This window comes from Actinopolyspora mortivallis DSM 44261 (genome assembly GCF_000384035.1).
In the GTDB taxonomy this organism is placed as follows: domain Bacteria; phylum Actinomycetota; class Actinomycetes; order Mycobacteriales; family Pseudonocardiaceae; genus Actinopolyspora; species Actinopolyspora mortivallis.
In genome coordinates this window covers 2,641,049-2,659,308 of sequence record NZ_KB913024.1, presented here as the reverse complement: position 1 = coordinate 2,659,308, position 18,260 = coordinate 2,641,049, and the positions used below count along the sequence as shown (strand labels likewise).

Genomic DNA, 18,260 nt, shown 5'->3' with positions numbered 1-18,260 from the left:
TCATCCTCGTCGTCGGGGCGGAGTCCCGCCTGTCGCCCAGGGTCCCGCCCGGTCGACCTCCGGGAAAACCCACGGAAAGGCTCCAGCCGGTTCGGCCGGTTGACGGTGTACCGGCACCTCACGGGCCGCCGTCCACACCGGTGCATCGACTCAGCGGGAGGTTCCGTTACCGCCGCTTTCCTCGCCGAGATACCGTGTCATCCATTCCGGAGGCTGCTCTTCCGAGAACGGTTCCTCCGGATCCCGCAGACGTTGCCGGTCCGCCAGCAGCGTCTCGGCGACCTCACGCGGTTCGAGCCGTTCGACCAACTCGGTCGGTAGTGCCTCGTCACCGCGGGAGGCGCCCAGCAGGCCGCCGCAGAGGGCGGCGGTGGCGGCGCTGTTGCCGGGGTGGGAGGCGGCCAGGGTCACGGCCTCGCGCCACGAGTCCGGACGGGACAACGCTGCCGCCAGGGCGATGGCCAGTGCCTCCGGGGCCCGCCAGCCGCTGCCGAGCTCCCCCAGGGCCGTGGCCTCCGGTGGTCCGTTCTCGGCCAGTCGCACCGCCGAGCGGACCGCCTCCGCCGTGTTCGTGCTCCCCTCGTACTTGTCCAGTTCCGCCAGCGCCCGCCGGGTCGCCTCCGCCAGCGTCGTACCCCGCAGCAGCGCGTTGACCAGCCCGGCGAGCATCCCGGCGGGAAGGTAACCGTCCGGGCTGCCGTGAGTCAGCACCGCGCTTTCCGCGCCGAGGGTGAAGGCGACCGCGAGGTCGGGGGCGAACAGCCCGAGCGGGGCGGCGCGGGCCGTGCCGAGGAAGCCGTCCGCGTCGTTGGGCGGGTTCAACGGTCCCGGCCTCGTGCCGTGCTGGGCCGGGGCGGCGAGGGCGGCCAGGCTGGCATGGTCGGGAAAACGCTGGGCACGCAGGACGGGCGTCTCACCCGGCCAGTGCTCGCGTGGAGGATGCCGCAGCACGACCCCCTGGGTGCCCAGCCACTGCCGCAGACTCGTGCGGATGTTGTCCACGGTGGTGGTATCGGAGTCGTGCAGCCGTTTCCGCAGTTCGGCGCGCAGCACACCGTGCAGCACGAACAGCAGCTGTTGGCTGAGGCAGCTCCCCCGGCCGTCCGTGCCCACGAGTCTCTCGAGCTCGTCGGCGTCGAGCTTTCCCGTGTCGGTGGAAAACATCAACGGTGTACCCAGGACGTCGCCGCACAACGTGCCCAGCACGCAGCCACGGAGACGCTGGTCGAGGTCCAGCTCCGAAGGGGACTCCTCCGCGAGAGCCCCCGTGTTCCGGTTCCGCCCGTGCGTCCCGAGCAGCCGCGCGGCCTCCTCGGCACCGAACGTGTCGATCGCCAGTGCGCGCAGTCCCTCGTACAGCTCGGTGGGCACGTCCCCGTCCCCGTCCTGGATCCGCCTCCAGGCACTCAACAGCCGGGACTCCTCGGCAGACAGGGACTCGTTGCCCGTGGCCTCCTCCGTCGGGGGCGGTTCCTCCGCGTGCCGTTCCCACTCCGGGGGTGCCTCCTCGGCGGAGGAGGGATCTTCTTCCTTCCCGGCGTCCTCGCCCTCCGCCGGGGAGGCCGGGGAGTCGGAGATGGCTACGTCCGTGCCCGTGGGCGCGTGCTCCTCGGGCGGCGGTGCGTCTTCCTCGGTGTCCGGGATTCCCTCCCCCTCCTGTTCGTCGGTCCCGGGAGACGGCCGTTGCGCTTCGGACTCCGCCGAGGCGGAACCCGAGGAGGCCGTGTCGCGCACGGGCAGCCACGTCCGGGGCGGTGTTTCCCCGCCCGCACCGGAGGCCTCCGCCGCTCGTTCTCCGGGGGGAAGCGGGTAGCGCCGCAGCCATTCCGCGTCCTGGGGCGGGGCCGGTCCGAACTCCAGCTCGGCGTCGGCGGCGATCCGTTCGATCGTCTCGCGCAGGTCCAGCGTCCGTACCCATTCCTCCGGAATCGAGTCGGCGGACAGCGCGGCCCCCATGACGGTGCCGCAGACGGAGCCGGTGGAGTCGCTGTCGCCGGAGTGGTTGACCGCCAGCAGCACGGCGTCGGTGAACGAGTCGGGGTGGGTGAGCGCGGCGTAGACCGCTATGCCCAGCGCTTCCTCACCGACCCATCCGCCACCGAGCCGCCGCTCGATCGTCTCCGGTCCTCGTTCCCCGGCGGCGGCCAGCTCCTCGGCCCGTTTCAGGCAGGCCGTCGTCTCCTGGTGCTCGTCCCACCGGCTCAGTTCCCCCAACGCCGTGTCGAGGGCCTGGTGGAGGGAGAACCCGTCGAGGAGGGCCCGCACGATCACGGCGAACGCCCCGGCCGGGAGGTAGCCGCTCGGATGGCCGTGCGTGAGGGCGGCGCTTTCGGCCGCGACGCGGAAAACCTCCCGCCGATCGGTCGACCACAGCGCCACGGGGGCGGCTCGCATGACCCCGCCGCACCCCTTGGAGTCGTTCAACGGAGCGGCCACCGAACCGGCTCTGCGTTCGCGGCCGAAGCCGTGCAGGGCCTGGATGCACGTGGTGCCCGGGGCCCGTCGTTTGAACAGCTCGCGCCGCCCGATCAGCCACCCGTCCGGTTCGTCCTCCTCCGCGGGGCCGCGCGCCTCCTTCCAGTCGAACCCCTGGGTGTGCAGCCACCGTTGGTAGGCGTGTCGCACCACCTCGACCGGAGGAGTCGCCCTCCCCAGGCGCCTGGAGGTCCCCGCACGGATGATGCCCTCCAGGGTGAACAGGGTCATCTGGGTGTCGTCGCTGACCACCGCGGACGCGTTCCCCTTCTCCGGGAATCCGGTCACCCCGGCGGGACCGAACCGTCCCCGGATGGTGGCCAGCGGGTCGAACTCGACGAGATAGCCGAGCGCGTCCCCCACCGCCCCTCCGAGCAGGGGACCGCGGAACCCGCCACCGCCGACAGCGGAGTCCGGAGGATCCTCCGTGGGAGCGGTGGTGCCGGAGGACTCTCCGGTGGAGCTTTCCGTTCCGGAGGGGTCGGGGACCTCCTCCACCACGGCGGAACCGCTCGGGGAGGAGTGTTCGGCGGGGGCCCGCCCACCGAACGTGGGATCGAATCCCAGGGAGGAGACGTCCCCGTGGCCGGGGTAGCGCTGCCGCCATCCCTCGTCGTCCGGAGGGGAGGTTCCGAACTCCCGCAGCGCGTCCCGTCCGAGGTCCTCGACCGTTTCGCGTTGACGCAGGTCCCGCAGCCACACCCCGGGAAGCGCCGACCTGCCGTACATCGCCCCGGCCAGGGCTCCGCAGACGGCCCCGGTGGAGTCGCTGTCGCCGGAGTGGTTGACCGCCAACAGCACCGCCCGGGCCAGGTTCTCCGTGCTCGACACGGCACAGACGGCGATGGCCAGCGCCTCGGAGGCCGTCCAACCGGCCCCGAGCACGTCCTTGAGGCGTTCGGGGGTGGGGCTGCCGTGCTCGGCGAGCTCCACGGCACGGGCCAGGGCCTGTTCCGTGCCGCAGTCGGGCGCGTACTCGGCGAGGACCGTGCGGGCCCGCGCGAGTGCCGTGGCCAGTTTCTGACCGTCCCACAGCTGACGCAGCAGCACCCCCAGCACTCCGGCGGGAAGGTACCCCTCGGGCGCGCCGTGGGTCAGCGCGGCACAGGCGCAGGCCATCTCGAAGACGGTGTGCGGATCGCGCGACCACAGCGCGGCGGGCAGCGCGCGCAGCATCCCGCCGTTGGTCTCCGAACGCCCCAGCGGTTCGGCGACACTGCCCGGCCGTTCGGAGGAGACGAACTCCCGCAGGGCGCTGATGTTGCTGCTGGCGGGGGAGCGCACCGCGAAGAACTCCGGCAGGGCGACCAGCCACCCGTCCGGTTCGGGGTGGGTGTGCAGGAACGGCCCGGCGGCACGTTCCCAGGAGTACCCCTGGGTGTGCAGCCAGCGTTGCAGTCCCAGCTGGATCGCGGGCAGCGGGTTCTCGCTCACTCCGGTGCGGACGGCGAGATGACCCCGGATCATGCCTTCGAGGGTGAACAGCGTCAGCTGCGTGTCGTCGGTGAACGCACCCGGGTGCTCGGTGTTGCGGTCGTAGTCGGTCACCCCGTCGGTGCCGTAACGACTTCTGATCTGTTCGAGCGGGTAGAACTCGACGGGGGCTCCGAGGGCGTCCCCGGCCGCCGTGGCCAGCAGACTTCCCAGGAAACGTTCCCCGAAGGGATCGTCGCCCACCCGCTCGCGTTCCTCCTGCTGGGGCGGTGACGGCAGGTCCGGCGCCGACTCGGAGGAGGTGGACTCCGGGGCCGTGGCGGAGGAGGGGGTGCTCGTGGTGGGACGGCCGGGGGTGGTGATCGTGGAGACGTCGGTCCGCGCGGTCGTCTCGGCGGCGGAGGCTCCGTTGGCGGTGTGGTTGGCCGTGACGGGAAGCCCCGCCGCGCGGATCAGGTCCTCGGCGGGAACACGGACCTTGACGACACTGTTCGGGTTCACCTGCAGGTCCGTGCCGAGGGGACGCATTCCCGCCAGGGAGCGGCCCGTCATGCGTTGCCAGCTGGTCCAGTTGCCCGGCAGCTGTGTCTCCGAGGTGAAGACCTGCAGCTGTTTGCGGCCCGAGTGGTGGTTGAGGGTGAACAGCCCGTCGCCCTGGGGTTGGGCGAACAGGATGAGTTCGGTCTCCAGCAGGGCGGCCAGCAGGGTCTGGGCGGGGGCGTAACCGGTGGTGGTCAGCTGCAGGGCCCGTTCCACGTCGTTGGTGGGGGCGGGCAGCCGCAGCGCCACCGGGGACGGGCGGTAGTTCGGGTTCGGGGAGAAGTCCTCGGTGATCCGACCGTGTTCGTCGACGCGGAAGCCGCCGATGAATCCCCAGGGCGGTACCTCCGCGTTGGGGTCGGTGAAGATCGGATCCACCACGTACAGCCAGCTGTTCGGCTGTTGCGCTGCCTGTTCCCGCATCGCGGGTGTAATAGCCGGTCGGCTCGGCTGCTGACTGCTCATCGCCCCCGCTGCTTCCCCTTGTCAGGTTCTCGGTGTGGTCCGGCGGTCTTCGTCACGTGATGACGGAGGCCGCTTCGAACGCGGTTCGGTCGGGACGTGCCTGCCTGGCGGCCCGCCGAGCGATCGGTTGAGCGCGTCACTGCGTGGTCGTTACTGTCTCATGACCTTATGGAGTGAATATCGGTATCTCCTGTTTACCAAACACGCGTGCTGTGCTGGCCGGTACTCGTTCGAACCGGAAGCTGAGGCCCGGCGACGGGCGGAGTGTCGGGGGTAGCGTCCGTCCCGCCGCCGGGGCGCGCCCCGTGGGCGCACTCCGATCATGAGGGTAGATCCCCCTTCTCCGGGGCGTATCGCCCCGAATTGCTCCGAATACCTCAGCGCGGGGCGGTGTGACTGCTCCGTTCGGAGCAATTCGAGGGGTGTGCGTTTGTCGGGTAAGCCGCGCGGGAATTCGGAACCGGGGCGGAGAACGGGTGTGCCGTGCGGAAAAGCGGTTCGCGACGAATCGATGTGCACGCGGAAGGCAACTTTCGCCCTCCCGGCGCGTCCCACGGGACAGAAAACCGAAAGGGAACTCCCCACGCGAGAAGGAGAAGTCCGACATGCACAAGACGTTTGCCGCCGCCTTCGCCGCACTGACCGTTCTCGGAGGCGCGGGAACGGCTGTTTCCGCGACCATCCCCGAGAAAACGGAAAAGGATCCCGCTACGTCCGTGTCACAACACGGGGGTCTGTTCACCACGGTCACCGGAAAACTGGTACGCGCGGAGTCCGGCTACGCCATCACCGACTCGGAGAGCGGGACCAGTTACGCCCTCGACTTCGACTCCAAGGTGGTGCTTCCCTACGTCGGTGAACGCGTCCGGGTCACCGGCAGTCTGCCGGGGCGCTTCGGGGGTGACACGGATGATCCGCTGACGGTGCGCACCGTGGAACCGGTGGAGAGTGACGGGAAGCTGCCCGAGCGGGGAACCACGGAACTGCGGATGCAGGTCCGTACCGACGGAAACGTCCCCGCCGGGATGACCTTCTACGGTCTCTTCGACCAGCCGGAAGGCCCCGCCCAGGGCGAGGTGGACGGAATCGAGGACCTCGGGGCGATCGCGCTGAACGACTTCGACGGCGACGGGGTGTACTCCGCCTCGGTCGGTCTGCGGCAGGGGAGCAGCTCGGTGGCACGTGTCGCCGTGGGCAGTACCGCCACGGGCCCGCGCGAGGTGATCCACCCGCAGAGCACAGTTCGGCAGGACAACACGGTCGTGCTCGACGGGGACACCACCGTCACCGCCGACTACACGCCCGTCCGCTCCTGCGGTGACGTGCCCTTCAGCCCGGAGACGGACCACGGGGCCTTCGGCGTGAACGCCACCGGTGTGGACTGCGGCGTGGCCCGTGACGTCGCCGCCGACGCCGAGGGCAACCTCGGCGAGAACTACCGCAGCCACGACTTCACCTGCCTGGCCGAGGAGTCCGGCGGTGAACTGGGTGGTTACGACTACACCTGCCTCCACGGGGTGCGGAAGGTGACCTTCTCCGCCTCCTGAGCCGCATCCCCGCGGCTTCTCCGGCCGGACGGCCCGTCGCCCGGCCGGAGAACCGTGTGCTCCACGGACCCGGTCTGTCGGCGGGGAGGTAGTTCCGTTCCTTACACGAGCGGGGGACACCGAGTGTCCGAAGAGGACGTGGTTGGGTTAGTTTGGACCGTCGGCAGAGACGGTTTCTGGGGGAGGTGTATCCACGCATGAGGAATGAACCAGCCGGTGGCCGAACGCGTCCCGAACCGCGCGGATCCCGTGCCCACGGGCGTCGACTGCGGACGATGGCAGCCGCGTTGCGGGGTGCCTCGCGGTGGTCGGTGATCGAGCCGGAGGTCGAGGGGCTGAAGGAGGTGGTCGGAGCCGGGGACGTGTGCTTCGACGTCGGTGCCGCCTACGGCATGTACAGCTTCGCCCTGGCCCGTCTCGTCGGCTCGGCGGGGGAGGTACATTCCTTCGAGCCCCAGCGCAAACCGCACCGGATACTGGCGACCGGCGCGCTGCTGACCGGCGTGCGCAACCTCCGGATCGCCCGCGCGGCGCTGGGTGGGCGTTCGGGCAGGGGCAGGATCACCGTTCCCACCCGTTTCGGACTGCCGATCCACGGGCACGCCCATGTGGGTGAGGGGGTGGCGAGCGCTCCTCCCACGGGGCTCTTCCGCGGAAGTCGTTCGGTGGTGACCGACACGTTCTCCGTGGACCAGATACGGCGTTTTCGGGGAATTCCCCGGGTCGATTTCATGAAAATCGACGTCGAGGGCTATGAGCCCACCGTTCTCGACGGTGCGGAGAAAACCCTGGAGGAATGCAGACCAACGCTGTTGCTCGAAATCGAACAACGGCACCTTTCCCGCTACGGTCTCGATCCGTCCGCATTCCTGGTCCGGTTGCGGAAAATGGGATACCGACCCCACGTGTGGCATTCGGGGAGCTGGATTCCCGTCGACGGGGTGACCCCGCGCAAACGAAACTACCTGTTCACCGCATCCCGGCCGTGAACGGGTCCACGACACCGGCGGAGATCCGGCGCAGCACCTCCGGCCGGGAGCGAGGTGCGGAGAGCGCCCCCTGCCGGTGGAACTCATCGTCCTTCCGGGCCGAGCGCGGCGAGAGGCCGGTCCAGCGCCGACTCGTAGCGGCCCACGACCAGTTCGGCTACGTCGTGGTCGTCCCCCATGGGCTCGGCCAGCAGCGGCTCGGAGACGTGCTCAAGCGCTCGCTCGATCACCCGGTCCGGCAGCCTGCCGGGGGCGAGGAACCAGGAGCCCACCGCGAAGCGCCGGGCCCCGGCCGCGCGCAGCCGTTCCACGGCGGTGGGCACGTCCGGCTCGGACGCCGCGGCGAAGGCGGGCACCACCCCGGCCCAGGCGGTACGCCGACGCCAGGACTCGGCCACCTCCGCCACGAGCCTGTTCGCCGGGGGGTGGGCCGAACCGGCGCCGGCGAGCACCACCCCCATTCCCGTGTCCCCGAGGTCCACCCCCGTGTGCAGCAGCCTGCGCCAGGCGGCCGCGCGCAGCCGCGGATCCGGTCCGAGGACCCCGGAGACGCGCACCGACAGTCCCGGATTGCGCCGCCGCGCCTCGGCCACGGCCTCCGGGATGTCCACGCTCGCGTGGTAGGCGTGGCCCAGCAGCAGCGGAACCACCACCCCCTGCCGGTGTCCGTCGGAGTACACGGAGTCGAGTACCTCGCCCAGCGACGGCGCGGACAGGTCGAGGAACGCCTCCCGGACGTCCAGCTCGGGACGCACGGAACGGACCACGTTCAGCAGCCGCCGGACGGTCTCCGCCGAACGTGGGTCCCTGCTTCCGTGCGCCACCGCGACCAAGGGGGCACTCATGTTCCGGCTCCCGGAGTCAGTGGTTCACGCTCGCCGCGAGCGGGGCCAGTGGCACACCGACGAGACCGGCCGCCAGCGTCGAACCGTCCGAGGGGTCGAGCACGATGAACGAGCCCGTGCGCCTGCTGTCCGCGTACTCGTCGACGGGCAGCGACTCGGAGGTGCGCAACCGGACCCGGCCGATCTCGTTGAGCTCCAGCTGTTCGGGAGAGTCCACTCCGGACAGTTCCTGCTCGTCGAAACGGGTGGTCAGCTCGGTGGCCATGGCCTGTACCGTCCGCGTGCCGTGCTTGACGAGCAGGCGGGCGCGTGGTGTGAGCGGTTTCTCGGCCAGCCAGCAGAGCGTGGCGTCGAACTCGTCGGTGACCCGGGGCTGGTTCTCGGCGGCGACGATGACGTCGCCGCGTGCCACGTCCACGTCGTCCTCGAGCAGCACGGTCACCGACCGGCCCGCGGCGGCACTGGGAACCTGCCCGTCCGGGGTGTCCACCTTGGCCACCCTGCTGCGGATACCCGCGGGCAGCACGACGACCTCGTCGCCCTCGGAGACCACACCGGCTGCCACCTGCCCGGCGTAGCCCCGGTAGTCGGGGTACTCGGTGGTGCGCGGGCGGATGACGTACTGCACCGGCATGCGGAACGGCACGTCGTGCGGATCCGGTGCCACCGGGACGGTTTCCAGGTGCTCCAACAGCGACGGTCCCGTGTACCAGGGAGTGCGCTCGGAGCGCTCCACCACGTTGTCGCCGTGCAGGGCCGACACCGGCACGGTCACCACGTGCTCGTCCGCGTACCCCAGCGCCCGGGCGTGTTCGGTGAACTCGGCCGCGATGCCGGCGTGCACCGACTCGTCGAAGTCGACCATGTCGATCTTGTTCACGGCCAGCACGAGCCGGGGAACCCCGAGCAGGGCGAGTACGGCGGCGTGCCTGCGGGTCTGTTCCAGCACCCCCTTGCGTGCGTCGACGAGCAGCACCGCGAGCTGTGCGGTGGATGCCCCGGTGACCGTGTTCCTGGTGTACTGCACGTGGCCGGGGGTGTCGGCCAGCACGAAGGTGCGCTTGGCCGTGGCGAAGTACCGGTAGGCGACGTCGATGGTGATGCCCTGCTCCCGCTCCGCACGCAGCCCGTCGACGAGCAGGGACAGGTCGGGGGTGCTCAGGCCGCGGTCCGCGCTCGCCCGGTGCACCGCGTCGAGCTGGTCGGCCAGCACCGACTTGGTGTCGTGCAGCAGCCGACCCACCAGGGTGCTCTTGCCGTCGTCGACCGAACCGGCCGTGGCCAGCCGCAGCAGGTCGGTGTGCACCGGCAGGGCCACCTCGGTGCCGCTGTCCGGAGCGAACCGCGTGAGGGTCTCGGTGTCGTCGGTCATATCAGAAGTAGCCCTCCCGCTTGCGGTCTTCCATGGCCGCCTCGGACATCCTGTCGTCGGCTCTCGTCGCGCCGCGCTCGGTCAGGTGACTCGCGGCGACCTCGGCGATCACGTCGTCGACCGTGTAGGCCTCGGACTCCACGGCACCGGTACACGAACCGTCCCCCACGGTCCGGTACCGGACGGTCTTCTCGACGACCTCCTCGCCCTCACGGGGACCTCCCCACGGGCCCGAGGTCAGCCACATGCCGTCCCGCTCGAAGACCTCCCTGCGGTGGGCGTAGTAGAGACTGGCCAGCTCGATCTTCTCGCGCTGGATGTAGCGCCACACGTCCAGCTCCGTCCAGTTGGACAGGGGGAACACCCGCATGTGCTCACCGGCGCGGTGCTTGCCGTTGTAGAGGTTCCACAGTTCCGGGCGCTGCCTGCGCGGATCCCACTGCCCGAAGGAGTCGCGCAGGCTGAACACGCGTTCCTTGGCGCGGGCCCGCTCCTCGTCGCGCCGGCCCCCACCGAACACGGCGTCGAAGCGGTTCTGCTCGATGGCCTCCAGCAACGGCTGGGTCTGCAGCGGGTTACGGGTTCCGTCCGGGCGTTCGGTGAGCCGGCCGTCGTCGATCCAGTCCTGCACCCGGGCGACGACCAGGCGAAGGTCGTGCCTGCTGACGAGCTCGTCGCGGAACCGCAGGACCTCTTCGAAGTTGTGGCCGGTGTCCACGTGCAGCAGGGGGAACGGGACGGGGGCCGGGCGGAAGGCCTTCAGCGCCAGGTGCAGCAGTACCGTGGAGTCCTTGCCTCCGGAGAACAGGATCACCGGGCGGTCGAACTCCCCGGCGACCTCCCGGAAGATGTGGATCGCCTCGGACTCCAGCGCGTCGAGGTTGTCCACCTGTGGCGGAGCCTCGGACGTCGCCGGATCCTCCGACAGGTCGAGATTCTGATCCATGATCGCTTCCGTCGTCATCAGCGTGCCTTTACACAGTTGTCGGATCACCCCGTGGAGGGATGGCGGAGCACACGGTGTGTCGTCTCGACACGGCCCCGGAACGTGTCGCGACACACCGGACCGCTACGCGTGCAGCCCGCACTCCGTCTTCGAGAACCCGCTCCAACGACCACTGCGCGGATGCTCACCTGGCGCGGGTTTGGCCGTGCACGGCTGGCACCCGATCGAGGGGTATCCCGCGGGGACCAACGGGTTCACCAACACATTGTGCTCGGCTATGTAATTGTCCATGTCCTCGTCCGTCCACGCCGCCATCGGATTCAGCTTCACCAGGTTGTTCCGCTCGTCCCAGGTGACCAGGGGGGTGTCCGCCCTGGTGGGAGAGTCGACCCGGCGCAGCCCGGTGACCCACGCCTCGTAGCGGGCCAGGGTGTTCCGCAGTGGAACCACCTTGCGCAGGTGGCAGCACCGACCCGGATCCCGTTCGTACAACCGTGGCCCCTCGGAGGCGTCCTGCTCCTCCACGGTCTGTTCGGGCATCGCGTTGACGATGTTGACGTCGTAGCTCTGCGCGACCGCGTCCCTGGTGCCGAGGGTCTCGGCGAAGTGGTAGCCGGTTTCGAGGAAGAGGACGTCCACCCCGGGCTGAATCCGTGACACCAGGTCCACCAACGAGGCGTCCTGCATGTTGGAGGCCACGATCATCCTGTTGCCGAAGGTCCGCGCCGCCCAGGAGAGCACCTCCGTGGCGCTCGCTTCGGACAACTGCTCACGGGCCTCTTCCACGAGGGCTTGAAGCTCTTCGTCCCCACGCCGAACGCCGATGTCGGGGGTGCTCTCCGCGGTCATGGTTGCTCGTCCTCCTCGGTCAGTGCCAATCCTGCGAGTCGTACCGTGAACACACGGCGGCACGCCTGACATTTCCACGCGCCCGTGGGCTCGGCCTGCGGCACGAGCTCCTCGTCCCCGCAGTACGGGCAGTAGAACGGAACAGCCCTGCCCTCGGGGCCGGGCTCGGTGGAACGTCCCCCGTTCACGTTAGCTCCCCATCACTGACGCGGTTGGCCCACTGGGCGAAAGTCTCGTCCTCCGACCGCTGGTCGAGGTAACGACGCACCAGACGTTCCACATAATCGCCCACCTCGGCCGAGGTCACCTTGTGGCCACGGATCTTGCGTCCGAACCCGGCGTCCCGACCGAGTCCGCCACCCAGGTGCACCTGGAAGCCCTCGACCTGGTTGCCCTGCTCGTCCTGCACGAGCTGCCCCTTCAGGCCGATGTCGGCCACCTGGGTACGGGCACAGGCGTTCGGGCAGCCGTTCAGGTTCACGGTGACCGGGTTGTCCATGTTCCCCTGCACGTCAGCGAGCCTGCGCTCCAGGTCCTCGACCAGCTCCGTGGCCCGGTTCTTGGTCTCGACGATGGCCAGCTTGCAGAACTCGATGCCGGTGCAGGCCATGACGCTGCGTCGCCACGGCGAGGGGCGGGCCCGCAGGCCGAGCTCGTCGAGGTCGGAGATGAGGTTCTCCACCTCGGAGCCGGGCACGTCCAGCACCAGCAGGTTCTGTTCCACCGTGGTGCGGATGCGGCGGGAGCCCACGCGCTCGGCGGCCTTGGCGACCTCGATGAGCGTGGAACCGTTCACCCGGCCCGCGACCGAGGTCACCCCCACGTAGTAGTTGCCGTCCACCTGCTGATGGACGCCGACGTGATCCCGCGGCCCATCGGGCAGCGGCGGTTCCGGACCGTCCAGGAGCCCGCGGCCGAGGTACTCGTTCTCCAGCACCTCGCGGAACTTCTCCGCTCCCCAGTCGGCGACCAGGAACTTCATCCTGGCTCGGTTGCGCAGCCGTCGGTAGCCGTAGTCCCGGAAGATCTGCACGACCGCGTGCCAGACCTCGGGGACCTCCTCCAGGGGCACCCAGGTGCCCAGGCGCACGGCGAGTTTGGGGTTGGTGGACAGCCCGCCACCGACCCAGAGGTCGAAGCCGGGACCGTGCTCCGGGTGGTGCACCCCGATGAACGAGACGTCGTTCGTCTCGTGCACCACGTCCTGGCGCGGAGACCCCGAGATGGCCGTCTTGAACTTCCGCGGCAGGTTCGACAGGGAGCTGTCACCGATGTAGTGGTGGGCTATCTCACGGATCGCGGGAGTGGCGTCGACGATCTCGTCGGCGGCTATCCCCGCCACCGGCGAGCCCAGGATCACGCGGGGGCAGTCCCCGCAGGCCTCCGTGGTGTAGAGACCGACGGACTCCAGCCTCTCCCAGATCGCGGGCATGTCCTCCACCCGGATCCAGTGCAGCTGGACGTTCTGCCGGTCGGTGACGTCGGCGGTGTCCCGCGCGTAGGTCTGGGAGATCTCGCCGATGACCCGCAGCTGCTCGGTGGTGAGCGCGCCACCGTCCACCCGGATGCGCAGCATGAAGTAGGAGTCGTCCAGCTGTTCGGGCTCTATGGTGCCCGTCCGCGCTCCGGGGATCCCCGGAGCGCGCTGGGTGTAAAGCCCCCACCAGCGAAAACGCCCGCGCAGGTCCGAGGGGTCGATGGAGTCGAAACCGCGCCGGGCGTAGATGTTCTCGATCCGGCTGCGCACGTTGAGCGGGTTGTCGTCCTTCTTGGACTGCTCGTTGCCGTTGAGCGGTTCGCGGTAGCCGAGCGCCCACTGTCCCTCCGCGCGTCCTTTGCCCCTGCGGGCCGGTGCGCGGCGTTTCGGCTGGCTCGGTGCTTCCGTCGGGGGGACCATGCGGCCGACCTCCGGGATGACGTGGCGTGCTTGGGCAGCGAAAGACTGTCTGGGAAAAGCGACCCACGATTCGGCCGAGCCGAATCGGGTATGACGGGAAACTCGGGGACGCGCTAGCCCGCGCTACGGCACAGCGCGCTGGACACCCGGCGAAGATCCACGTAGCGGCGGGCGACCAGCAGCAGCTCGGTGGGGGTCGCGTCCATGTTCGTCAGCGTGCCAGGAGCTCACCGGGTGGTCCAGCGTCATCCGCATGGTGGGACGAGTATGACCCGGGTTACCTTCGGGAGCGGGCTCGGTGCTCCGTGCGGTGGGACGGGGCTGGGACACTGGGAGTCGTGAGCGCGCATCCACCGACCGGCGAAACCCCGCCCCGGGACGGAACCCTGCCCTCCGAGGCGTTCGAGGGGCTCGGCGAACGTCCGTTCGGGGTCTACGTGCACGTGCCGTTCTGCGCCACCCGGTGCGGCTACTGCGACTTCAACACCTACACGGCCGACGAGCTGGACGGGGGTGGCGGCAGCACCGGCGGGTGGTTGCGCGCGCTGCGGCGTGAACTCCTGCTGGGAGCGCGGGTACTCGGCGGGCAGGCGGCTCCCCGCGCGGGGACGGTGTTCGTCGGTGGCGGGACTCCCTCGTTGCTGGGAGGAGAGGGACTGGCCGAGGTGCTGGAGGCGGTCCGCGACTCCTTCGGGCTGGCACCCGGTGCGGAGGTGACCACCGAGGCGAACCCGGAGTCCACCTCCCCCGAGTTGTTCGAGCGGATCAGACAGGCGGGCTACACCAGGGTCTCGCTGGGGATGCAGTCGGCCGCCGAGCACGTGCTGCGCGTGCTGGACCGCAGGCACACCCCCGGGCGTGCCGTCGCGGCGGCGGGAGAGGCCCGGGCGGCCGGCTTCGAGCACGTGAGCCTGGACCTGATCTACGGTACTCCCGGCGAGAGCACCGGGGATCTGCGCACGACCCTCGACGCCGTGCTGGAGGCCGGGGTGGACCACGTCTCGGCCTATTCACTGATCGTGGAGGAGGGTACCGCCCTGGCCCGGCGGGTTCGGAAAGGAGAGCTTCCCGAACCGGACGAGGACGTACTCGCCGAGGACTACGAACTGATCGACGGAACGCTGTCCGAGGCCGGGTTCCGGTGGTACGAGGTCTCGAACTGGGCCGCTCGCCCGGAGGGGCGGTGTGCGCACAACCTCGGCTACTGGCGGGGCGGCGACTGGTGGGGGGCGGGCCCTGGGGCGCACAGCCACGTCGGCGGGGTCCGCTGGTGGAACCTCAAGTACCCGGCGCGCTACGCGGCGGCCCTCGACGAGGGGATCTCCCCCGCGGCGGGTCGGGAGGTGCTCACCTGCGAGGACCGGCGCGTCGAACGGATCATGCTGGAGCTTCGGCTGGACAGCGGACTGCCCGTGGACGTGCTCGACGGTACCGGGCTGTCCGAGGCCCGCCGGGCCGTCGAGGACGGGCTGCTCCGGCGGGACGCGCTGCGCGCGGGCCGGTGTGTGCTCACCGACCGGGGGCGGCTGTTGGCCGACGGGGTCGTACGGCGTCTGATCGGATGAGTTCGGCCCCTCGGGCGGGCCTTCCCACGGGCGGGGCCGAGAGATCCGCCCCCGTAAGGGGTGGTCTCCCGCCGACTCCCGACCGCACCTCTCGGCTGAGAGCCCGAAACACCGTAAACTCGGACAGTGGACGGCAGGCACGAACCCGTGTGTGCCGAGTCGGACGTGTCCGCGAGTGAGGACGCGCCGGAGGAGGAGGTGACGCTGGTGAACGCGGACGAGCGCCGTTTCGAGGTGCTACGCGCGATCGTTGCCGACTACGTGTCCACCAACGAGCCGGTCGGTTCCAAGACGCTCGTCGAACAGCACAATCTCGGCGTGTCCAGTGCCACTGTACGCAACGACATGGCCGTGCTCGAAGAGGAAGGCCTGATCGCCCAGCCGCACACGAGCGCGGGTCGGATCCCCACCGACCAGGGGTACCGCACCTTCGTCGACCGGTTGCACGAGATCAAGCCGTTGACCTCCCCGGAACGCAGGGCGATCCACGCCTTCCTGGAGGGCGCGCTGGACCTCGACGACGTCATGCGGCGCAGCGTGCGGTTGTTGGCCCAGCTCACCCAGCAGGTCGCCGTGGTGCAGTACCCGACGTTGACCCAGTCGACGGTGCGGCACGTGGAAGTGGTGACCATCACTCCGGCGCGACTGATGCTGGTGTTGATCACCGACACCGGACGTGTCGACCAGCGTATGGTCGACCTCGGTGACGTCCTGGGTGACGAGGACGTTTCGCGACTGCGGACCGTGCTCAACTCGGCCATGGTCGGCAAACGGCTGGCCGACGCCTCCGCCTCGGTCTCCGAGCTTCCCGAGGAGGCACCTCCGGAGCTGCGGGAGATCATGACCAGGGTCTGCGGGGTGCTCATCGAGACACTGGTGGAACACCCCGACGAACGCATGGTCCTCGGAGGTACCCACAATCTGACCCGAAACGTCGCGGACTTCCCGGGGTCGCTGCGCCAGGTGCTGGAGGCGTTGGAGGAGCAGGTGGTCGTGCTGCGCCTGCTGGCCGCCGCCCGGGACTCCGAGGGCGTGACGGTCCGGATCGGGATGGAGAACGAGGCCGAGGAGATGCAGAGCACCTCGGTCGTTTCCACCGGTTACGGTTCCCATGGGACGGTGCTGGGGGGCATGGGCGTGGTCGGCCCCACTCGGATGGACTATCCGGGAACGATGGCAGCGGTTCGTGCCGTTGCGTCCTACGTGGGAGAGATCCTGGCGGGACGGTGACCCCCGCCTGGCAGGCGTGTCGAGCGGCACCCGTCCCCCGGGAATCTTCGGCATGTACCCGCTAGACGAGCAGAGGAAGAACGCACAAGGTGGCCAAGGACTACTACGGGATCCTCGGGGTATCCAAGGACGCGACCCAGGATCAGATCAAGCGGGCTTACCGCAAGCTTGCGCGGGAACTGCACCCCGACGTCAACAAGGAGGAGGGTGCCCAGGAACGCTTCCGGGAGGTGAGCACCGCCTACGAGGTCCTCTCGGATCCCAAGAAGCGTCAGGTCGTCGACCTGGGCGGCGATCCGATGGACAACGGCGGCGGTGCGGCCGGAGCGCGTGCCGGTGGCGACCCGTTCGCCGGTTTCGGCGGTCTTGGCGACATCATGGACGCGTTCTTCGGCGGTGGTGCCGGAGGGGCCGCGGGTCGGGGACCCCGCAGCCGGGTCCAGCAGGGCTCCGACGCGTTGCTGCGCCTGGAACTGACCCTGGAGGAGTGCGCCCGGGGAGTCAACCGTGACGTCACGGTCGACACCGCCGTGGTGTGCGACGCCTGCCAGGGTGGCGGTTCGAGCGCGGGAACGGCTCCCTCCACCTGTGACACCTGCGACGGGCGGGGTGAGATCCAGTCCGTGCAGCGTTCCTTCCTGGGGCAGGTGATGACCTCACGGCCCTGCCCGGTGTGCCGGGGCTTCGGTGAGGTCATCACCGATCCGTGCCAGCAGTGCGGAGGCGACGGGCGGGTGCGTTCCCGCCGCACGATCACCGTCAAGATCCCGGCCGGTGTCGGGGACGGGATGCGGGTCCGTCTCGCCGGTGAGGGCGAGGTCGGCCCGGGAGGTGGCCCGGCGGGCGACCTCTTCGTCGAGGTGGAGGAACAGCCGCACGAGCGCTTCGTGCGCGACGGCGCCGACCTGCACTGCACCGTGCAGGTGCCGATGACGGCCGCCGCGCTGGGCACGGTGGTGACCATCGAGACCCTCGAAGGCGAGGAGGAACTCACCGTCGAACCGGGAACGCAGCCGGGAACCGAGTACGTGCTCGACGGGCAGGGGCTGCCCAAGCTGCGGTCCAACGGGCGGGTCAGCGGTCACGGCGACCTGCACGTGCACCTGGACGTGGTCGTACCCACCAAGCTGGACGAGCACCAGGCCGACCTGCTGCGGCAGCTCGCCTCCAGCCGGGGCGAGGAACAGCCCGAACCCACCGTCAGCGCGAGCGGCAACGGGCACCGGGGCGGGATCTTCTCCCGGTTCCGTGGGTTCGGTCACCGGTGAGATGCGGGCGGCCCCCACGGGTGGCCGCCTTCGGATCTCGTCCGTGATCCTGTCCGTCTCCCCCGAGTGAGTGAGTTCCGATGTCATCCACGCTGCCGGTGTTCTCGGTCGACGAGTTGCCCGCCGAGTCCCGTACCCGGTTGACCGGCCCGGAGGGCAAACACGCGGCTACCGTGCGCCGTATGCGTTCCGGGGAACGGCTGGTGCTCTCGGACGGGCGCGGCGGACTCGCCGAGTGCGGCGTCGTGGAGGTGCTCAAGGACGCGCTGGAGCTGGAGGTGCGGCAGCGTCGGGAGGTTCCCCCCTCCGAACCCCGTGTGGAGCTGGTGCAGGCGCTGGTGAAGGGGGATCGCGGGGAGCTGGCCGTGGAGCTGGCCACCGAGGCCGGGGTGGACTCGGTCATCCCCTGGAGGGCGGAGCGCTGTGTGGCCAAGTGGGACGACGGTCCGCGCGGTGCCAAGGCGCTGACACGGTGGCGCAACGCCGCGTCGCGGGCGGCCAAACAGGCGCGCAGGGCGTGGGTCCCGAGCGTGGAGGAACCGGTCGGCACCGCCGCGGTGGCCGAGTTCCTGCCCGACTACACGGCGGCTCTGGTGCTGCACGAGTCGGGGGAGTGCTCCCTGCCGGAGATCACCCTTCCCCACAGCGGGCGGCTGGCGCTCGTGGTGGGCCCGGAGGGGGGAGTCACCGAGGCCGAACTGAGCGCGCTGTGCGCGGCGGGGGGCAGGCCGGTCCGCCTGGGCCCCGAGGTGCTACGCGCCTCGACGGCAGGGGCGGTGGCGCTCGGTGCCCTGGGAGCTCTGACGGGACGGTGGGCGTGAGCGGCGTACGCCCCGGC

General features: G+C 70.0%; 14 protein-coding genes. 6 read left to right on the top strand and 8 right to left on the bottom strand.

Features of this window, described 5'->3' with window-relative positions; genetic code table 11:
- Window positions 1–150: 150 nt before the first annotated feature.
- The gene (locus tag ACTMO_RS0112520; RefSeq protein WP_026449175.1) at window positions 151–4,914 is read right to left on the bottom strand and encodes a type VII secretion system-associated protein; all 4,764 of its coding nucleotides are present in this window, start codon (window positions 4,912–4,914) and stop codon (window positions 151–153) included.
- A gap of 605 nt (window positions 4,915–5,519) precedes the next feature.
- On the opposite strand from ACTMO_RS0112520, the gene ACTMO_RS0112515 reads away from it, so the two are divergent.
- Complete coding sequence (locus ACTMO_RS0112515; protein ID WP_019855033.1) at window positions 5,520–6,461, top strand: hypothetical protein; 942 nt, start codon at window positions 5,520–5,522, stop codon at window positions 6,459–6,461.
- Window positions 6,462–6,658: 197 nt separating this feature from the next.
- Entirely contained in the window at window positions 6,659–7,450 is a 792-nt protein-coding gene (locus ACTMO_RS0112510; protein WP_157062874.1) for an FkbM family methyltransferase, read from the top strand.
- A gap of 83 nt (window positions 7,451–7,533) precedes the next feature.
- Here the strand turns inward: ACTMO_RS0112510 and ACTMO_RS0112505 are convergent, their stop codons facing one another.
- From ACTMO_RS0112505 to ACTMO_RS24115, 7 genes are all read right to left on the bottom strand, one after another.
- Entirely contained in the window at window positions 7,534–8,295 is a 762-nt protein-coding gene (locus ACTMO_RS0112505; RefSeq protein WP_026449173.1) for a sirohydrochlorin chelatase, read from the bottom strand.
- A gap of 16 nt (window positions 8,296–8,311) precedes the next feature.
- Window positions 8,312–9,667 (bottom strand): sulfate adenylyltransferase subunit 1, encoded by a 1,356-nt coding sequence (locus tag ACTMO_RS0112500; protein WP_019855030.1) that lies wholly within the window; start codon window positions 9,665–9,667, stop codon window positions 8,312–8,314.
- 1 nt (window position 9,668) lies between these two features.
- Window positions 9,669–10,631, bottom strand: coding sequence for a sulfate adenylyltransferase subunit CysD (cysD, locus tag ACTMO_RS0112495; protein ID WP_019855029.1), 963 nt, complete (start codon window positions 10,629–10,631; stop codon window positions 9,669–9,671).
- Window positions 10,632–10,736: 105 nt separating this feature from the next.
- Complete coding sequence (locus tag ACTMO_RS0112490) at window positions 10,737–11,462, bottom strand: phosphoadenylyl-sulfate reductase (RefSeq protein ID WP_019855028.1); 726 nt, start codon at window positions 11,460–11,462, stop codon at window positions 10,737–10,739.
- A complete protein-coding gene (locus ACTMO_RS0112485; protein WP_019855027.1) occupies window positions 11,459–11,650 on the bottom strand; it encodes a hypothetical protein in 192 nt (63 codons plus the stop codon). Before ACTMO_RS0112485 ends, ACTMO_RS0112490 begins: the two co-directional genes overlap by 4 nt.
- The gene (locus ACTMO_RS0112480; RefSeq protein WP_019855026.1) at window positions 11,647–13,359 is read right to left on the bottom strand and encodes a nitrite/sulfite reductase; all 1,713 of its coding nucleotides are present in this window, start codon (window positions 13,357–13,359) and stop codon (window positions 11,647–11,649) included. Before ACTMO_RS0112480 ends, ACTMO_RS0112485 begins: the two co-directional genes overlap by 4 nt.
- Before the next feature lie 113 nt (window positions 13,360–13,472).
- The gene (locus ACTMO_RS24115) at window positions 13,473–13,565 is read right to left on the bottom strand and encodes a putative leader peptide (protein WP_342670108.1); all 93 of its coding nucleotides are present in this window, start codon (window positions 13,563–13,565) and stop codon (window positions 13,473–13,475) included.
- Between the two features lie 132 nt (window positions 13,566–13,697).
- Here ACTMO_RS24115 and hemW point away from each other — a divergent pair, with 132 nt between their 5' ends.
- From hemW to ACTMO_RS0112460, 4 genes are all read left to right on the top strand, one after another.
- Window positions 13,698–14,924: a radical SAM family heme chaperone HemW gene (gene hemW / locus ACTMO_RS0112475; protein ID WP_019855025.1), complete on the top strand. Its 1,227-nt coding sequence runs from the start codon at window positions 13,698–13,700 to the stop codon at window positions 14,922–14,924.
- 204 nt (window positions 14,925–15,128) lie between these two features.
- Window positions 15,129–16,154, top strand: coding sequence for a heat-inducible transcriptional repressor HrcA (hrcA, locus tag ACTMO_RS0112470; protein ID WP_026449171.1), 1,026 nt, complete (start codon window positions 15,129–15,131; stop codon window positions 16,152–16,154).
- A gap of 89 nt (window positions 16,155–16,243) precedes the next feature.
- A complete protein-coding gene (gene dnaJ, locus ACTMO_RS0112465; RefSeq protein WP_019855023.1) occupies window positions 16,244–17,422 on the top strand; it encodes a molecular chaperone DnaJ in 1,179 nt (392 codons plus the stop codon).
- Window positions 17,423–17,502: 80 nt separating this feature from the next.
- Entirely contained in the window at window positions 17,503–18,243 is a 741-nt protein-coding gene (locus ACTMO_RS0112460; RefSeq protein WP_019855022.1) for a 16S rRNA (uracil(1498)-N(3))-methyltransferase, read from the top strand.
- Window positions 18,244–18,260 lie beyond the last annotated feature (17 nt).

Excerpts from the sequence above, each read along its gene's own strand:
- ACTMO_RS0112520 (WP_026449175.1), bottom strand. The coding sequence starts at position 4,914 with ATGAGCAGTCAGCAGCCGAGCCGACCGGCTATTACACCCGCGATGCGG.
- ACTMO_RS0112515 (WP_019855033.1), top strand. The coding sequence starts at position 5,520 with ATGCACAAGACGTTTGCCGCCGCCTTCGCCGCACTGACCGTTCTCGGA.
- ACTMO_RS0112510 (WP_157062874.1), top strand. The coding sequence starts at position 6,659 with ATGAGGAATGAACCAGCCGGTGGCCGAACGCGTCCCGAACCGCGCGGA.
- ACTMO_RS0112505 (WP_026449173.1), bottom strand. The coding sequence starts at position 8,295 with ATGAGTGCCCCCTTGGTCGCGGTGGCGCACGGAAGCAGGGACCCACGT.
- ACTMO_RS0112500 (WP_019855030.1), bottom strand. The coding sequence starts at position 9,667 with ATGACCGACGACACCGAGACCCTCACGCGGTTCGCTCCGGACAGCGGC.
- cysD (WP_019855029.1), bottom strand. The coding sequence starts at position 10,631 with ATGACGACGGAAGCGATCATGGATCAGAATCTCGACCTGTCGGAGGAT.
- ACTMO_RS0112490 (WP_019855028.1), bottom strand. The coding sequence starts at position 11,462 with ATGACCGCGGAGAGCACCCCCGACATCGGCGTTCGGCGTGGGGACGAA.
- ACTMO_RS0112480 (WP_019855026.1), bottom strand. The coding sequence starts at position 13,359 with ATGGTCCCCCCGACGGAAGCACCGAGCCAGCCGAAACGCCGCGCACCG.
- ACTMO_RS24115 (WP_342670108.1), bottom strand. The coding sequence starts at position 13,565 with ATGGACGCGACCCCCACCGAGCTGCTGCTGGTCGCCCGCCGCTACGTG.
- ACTMO_RS0112460 (WP_019855022.1), top strand. The coding sequence starts at position 17,503 with ATGTCATCCACGCTGCCGGTGTTCTCGGTCGACGAGTTGCCCGCCGAG.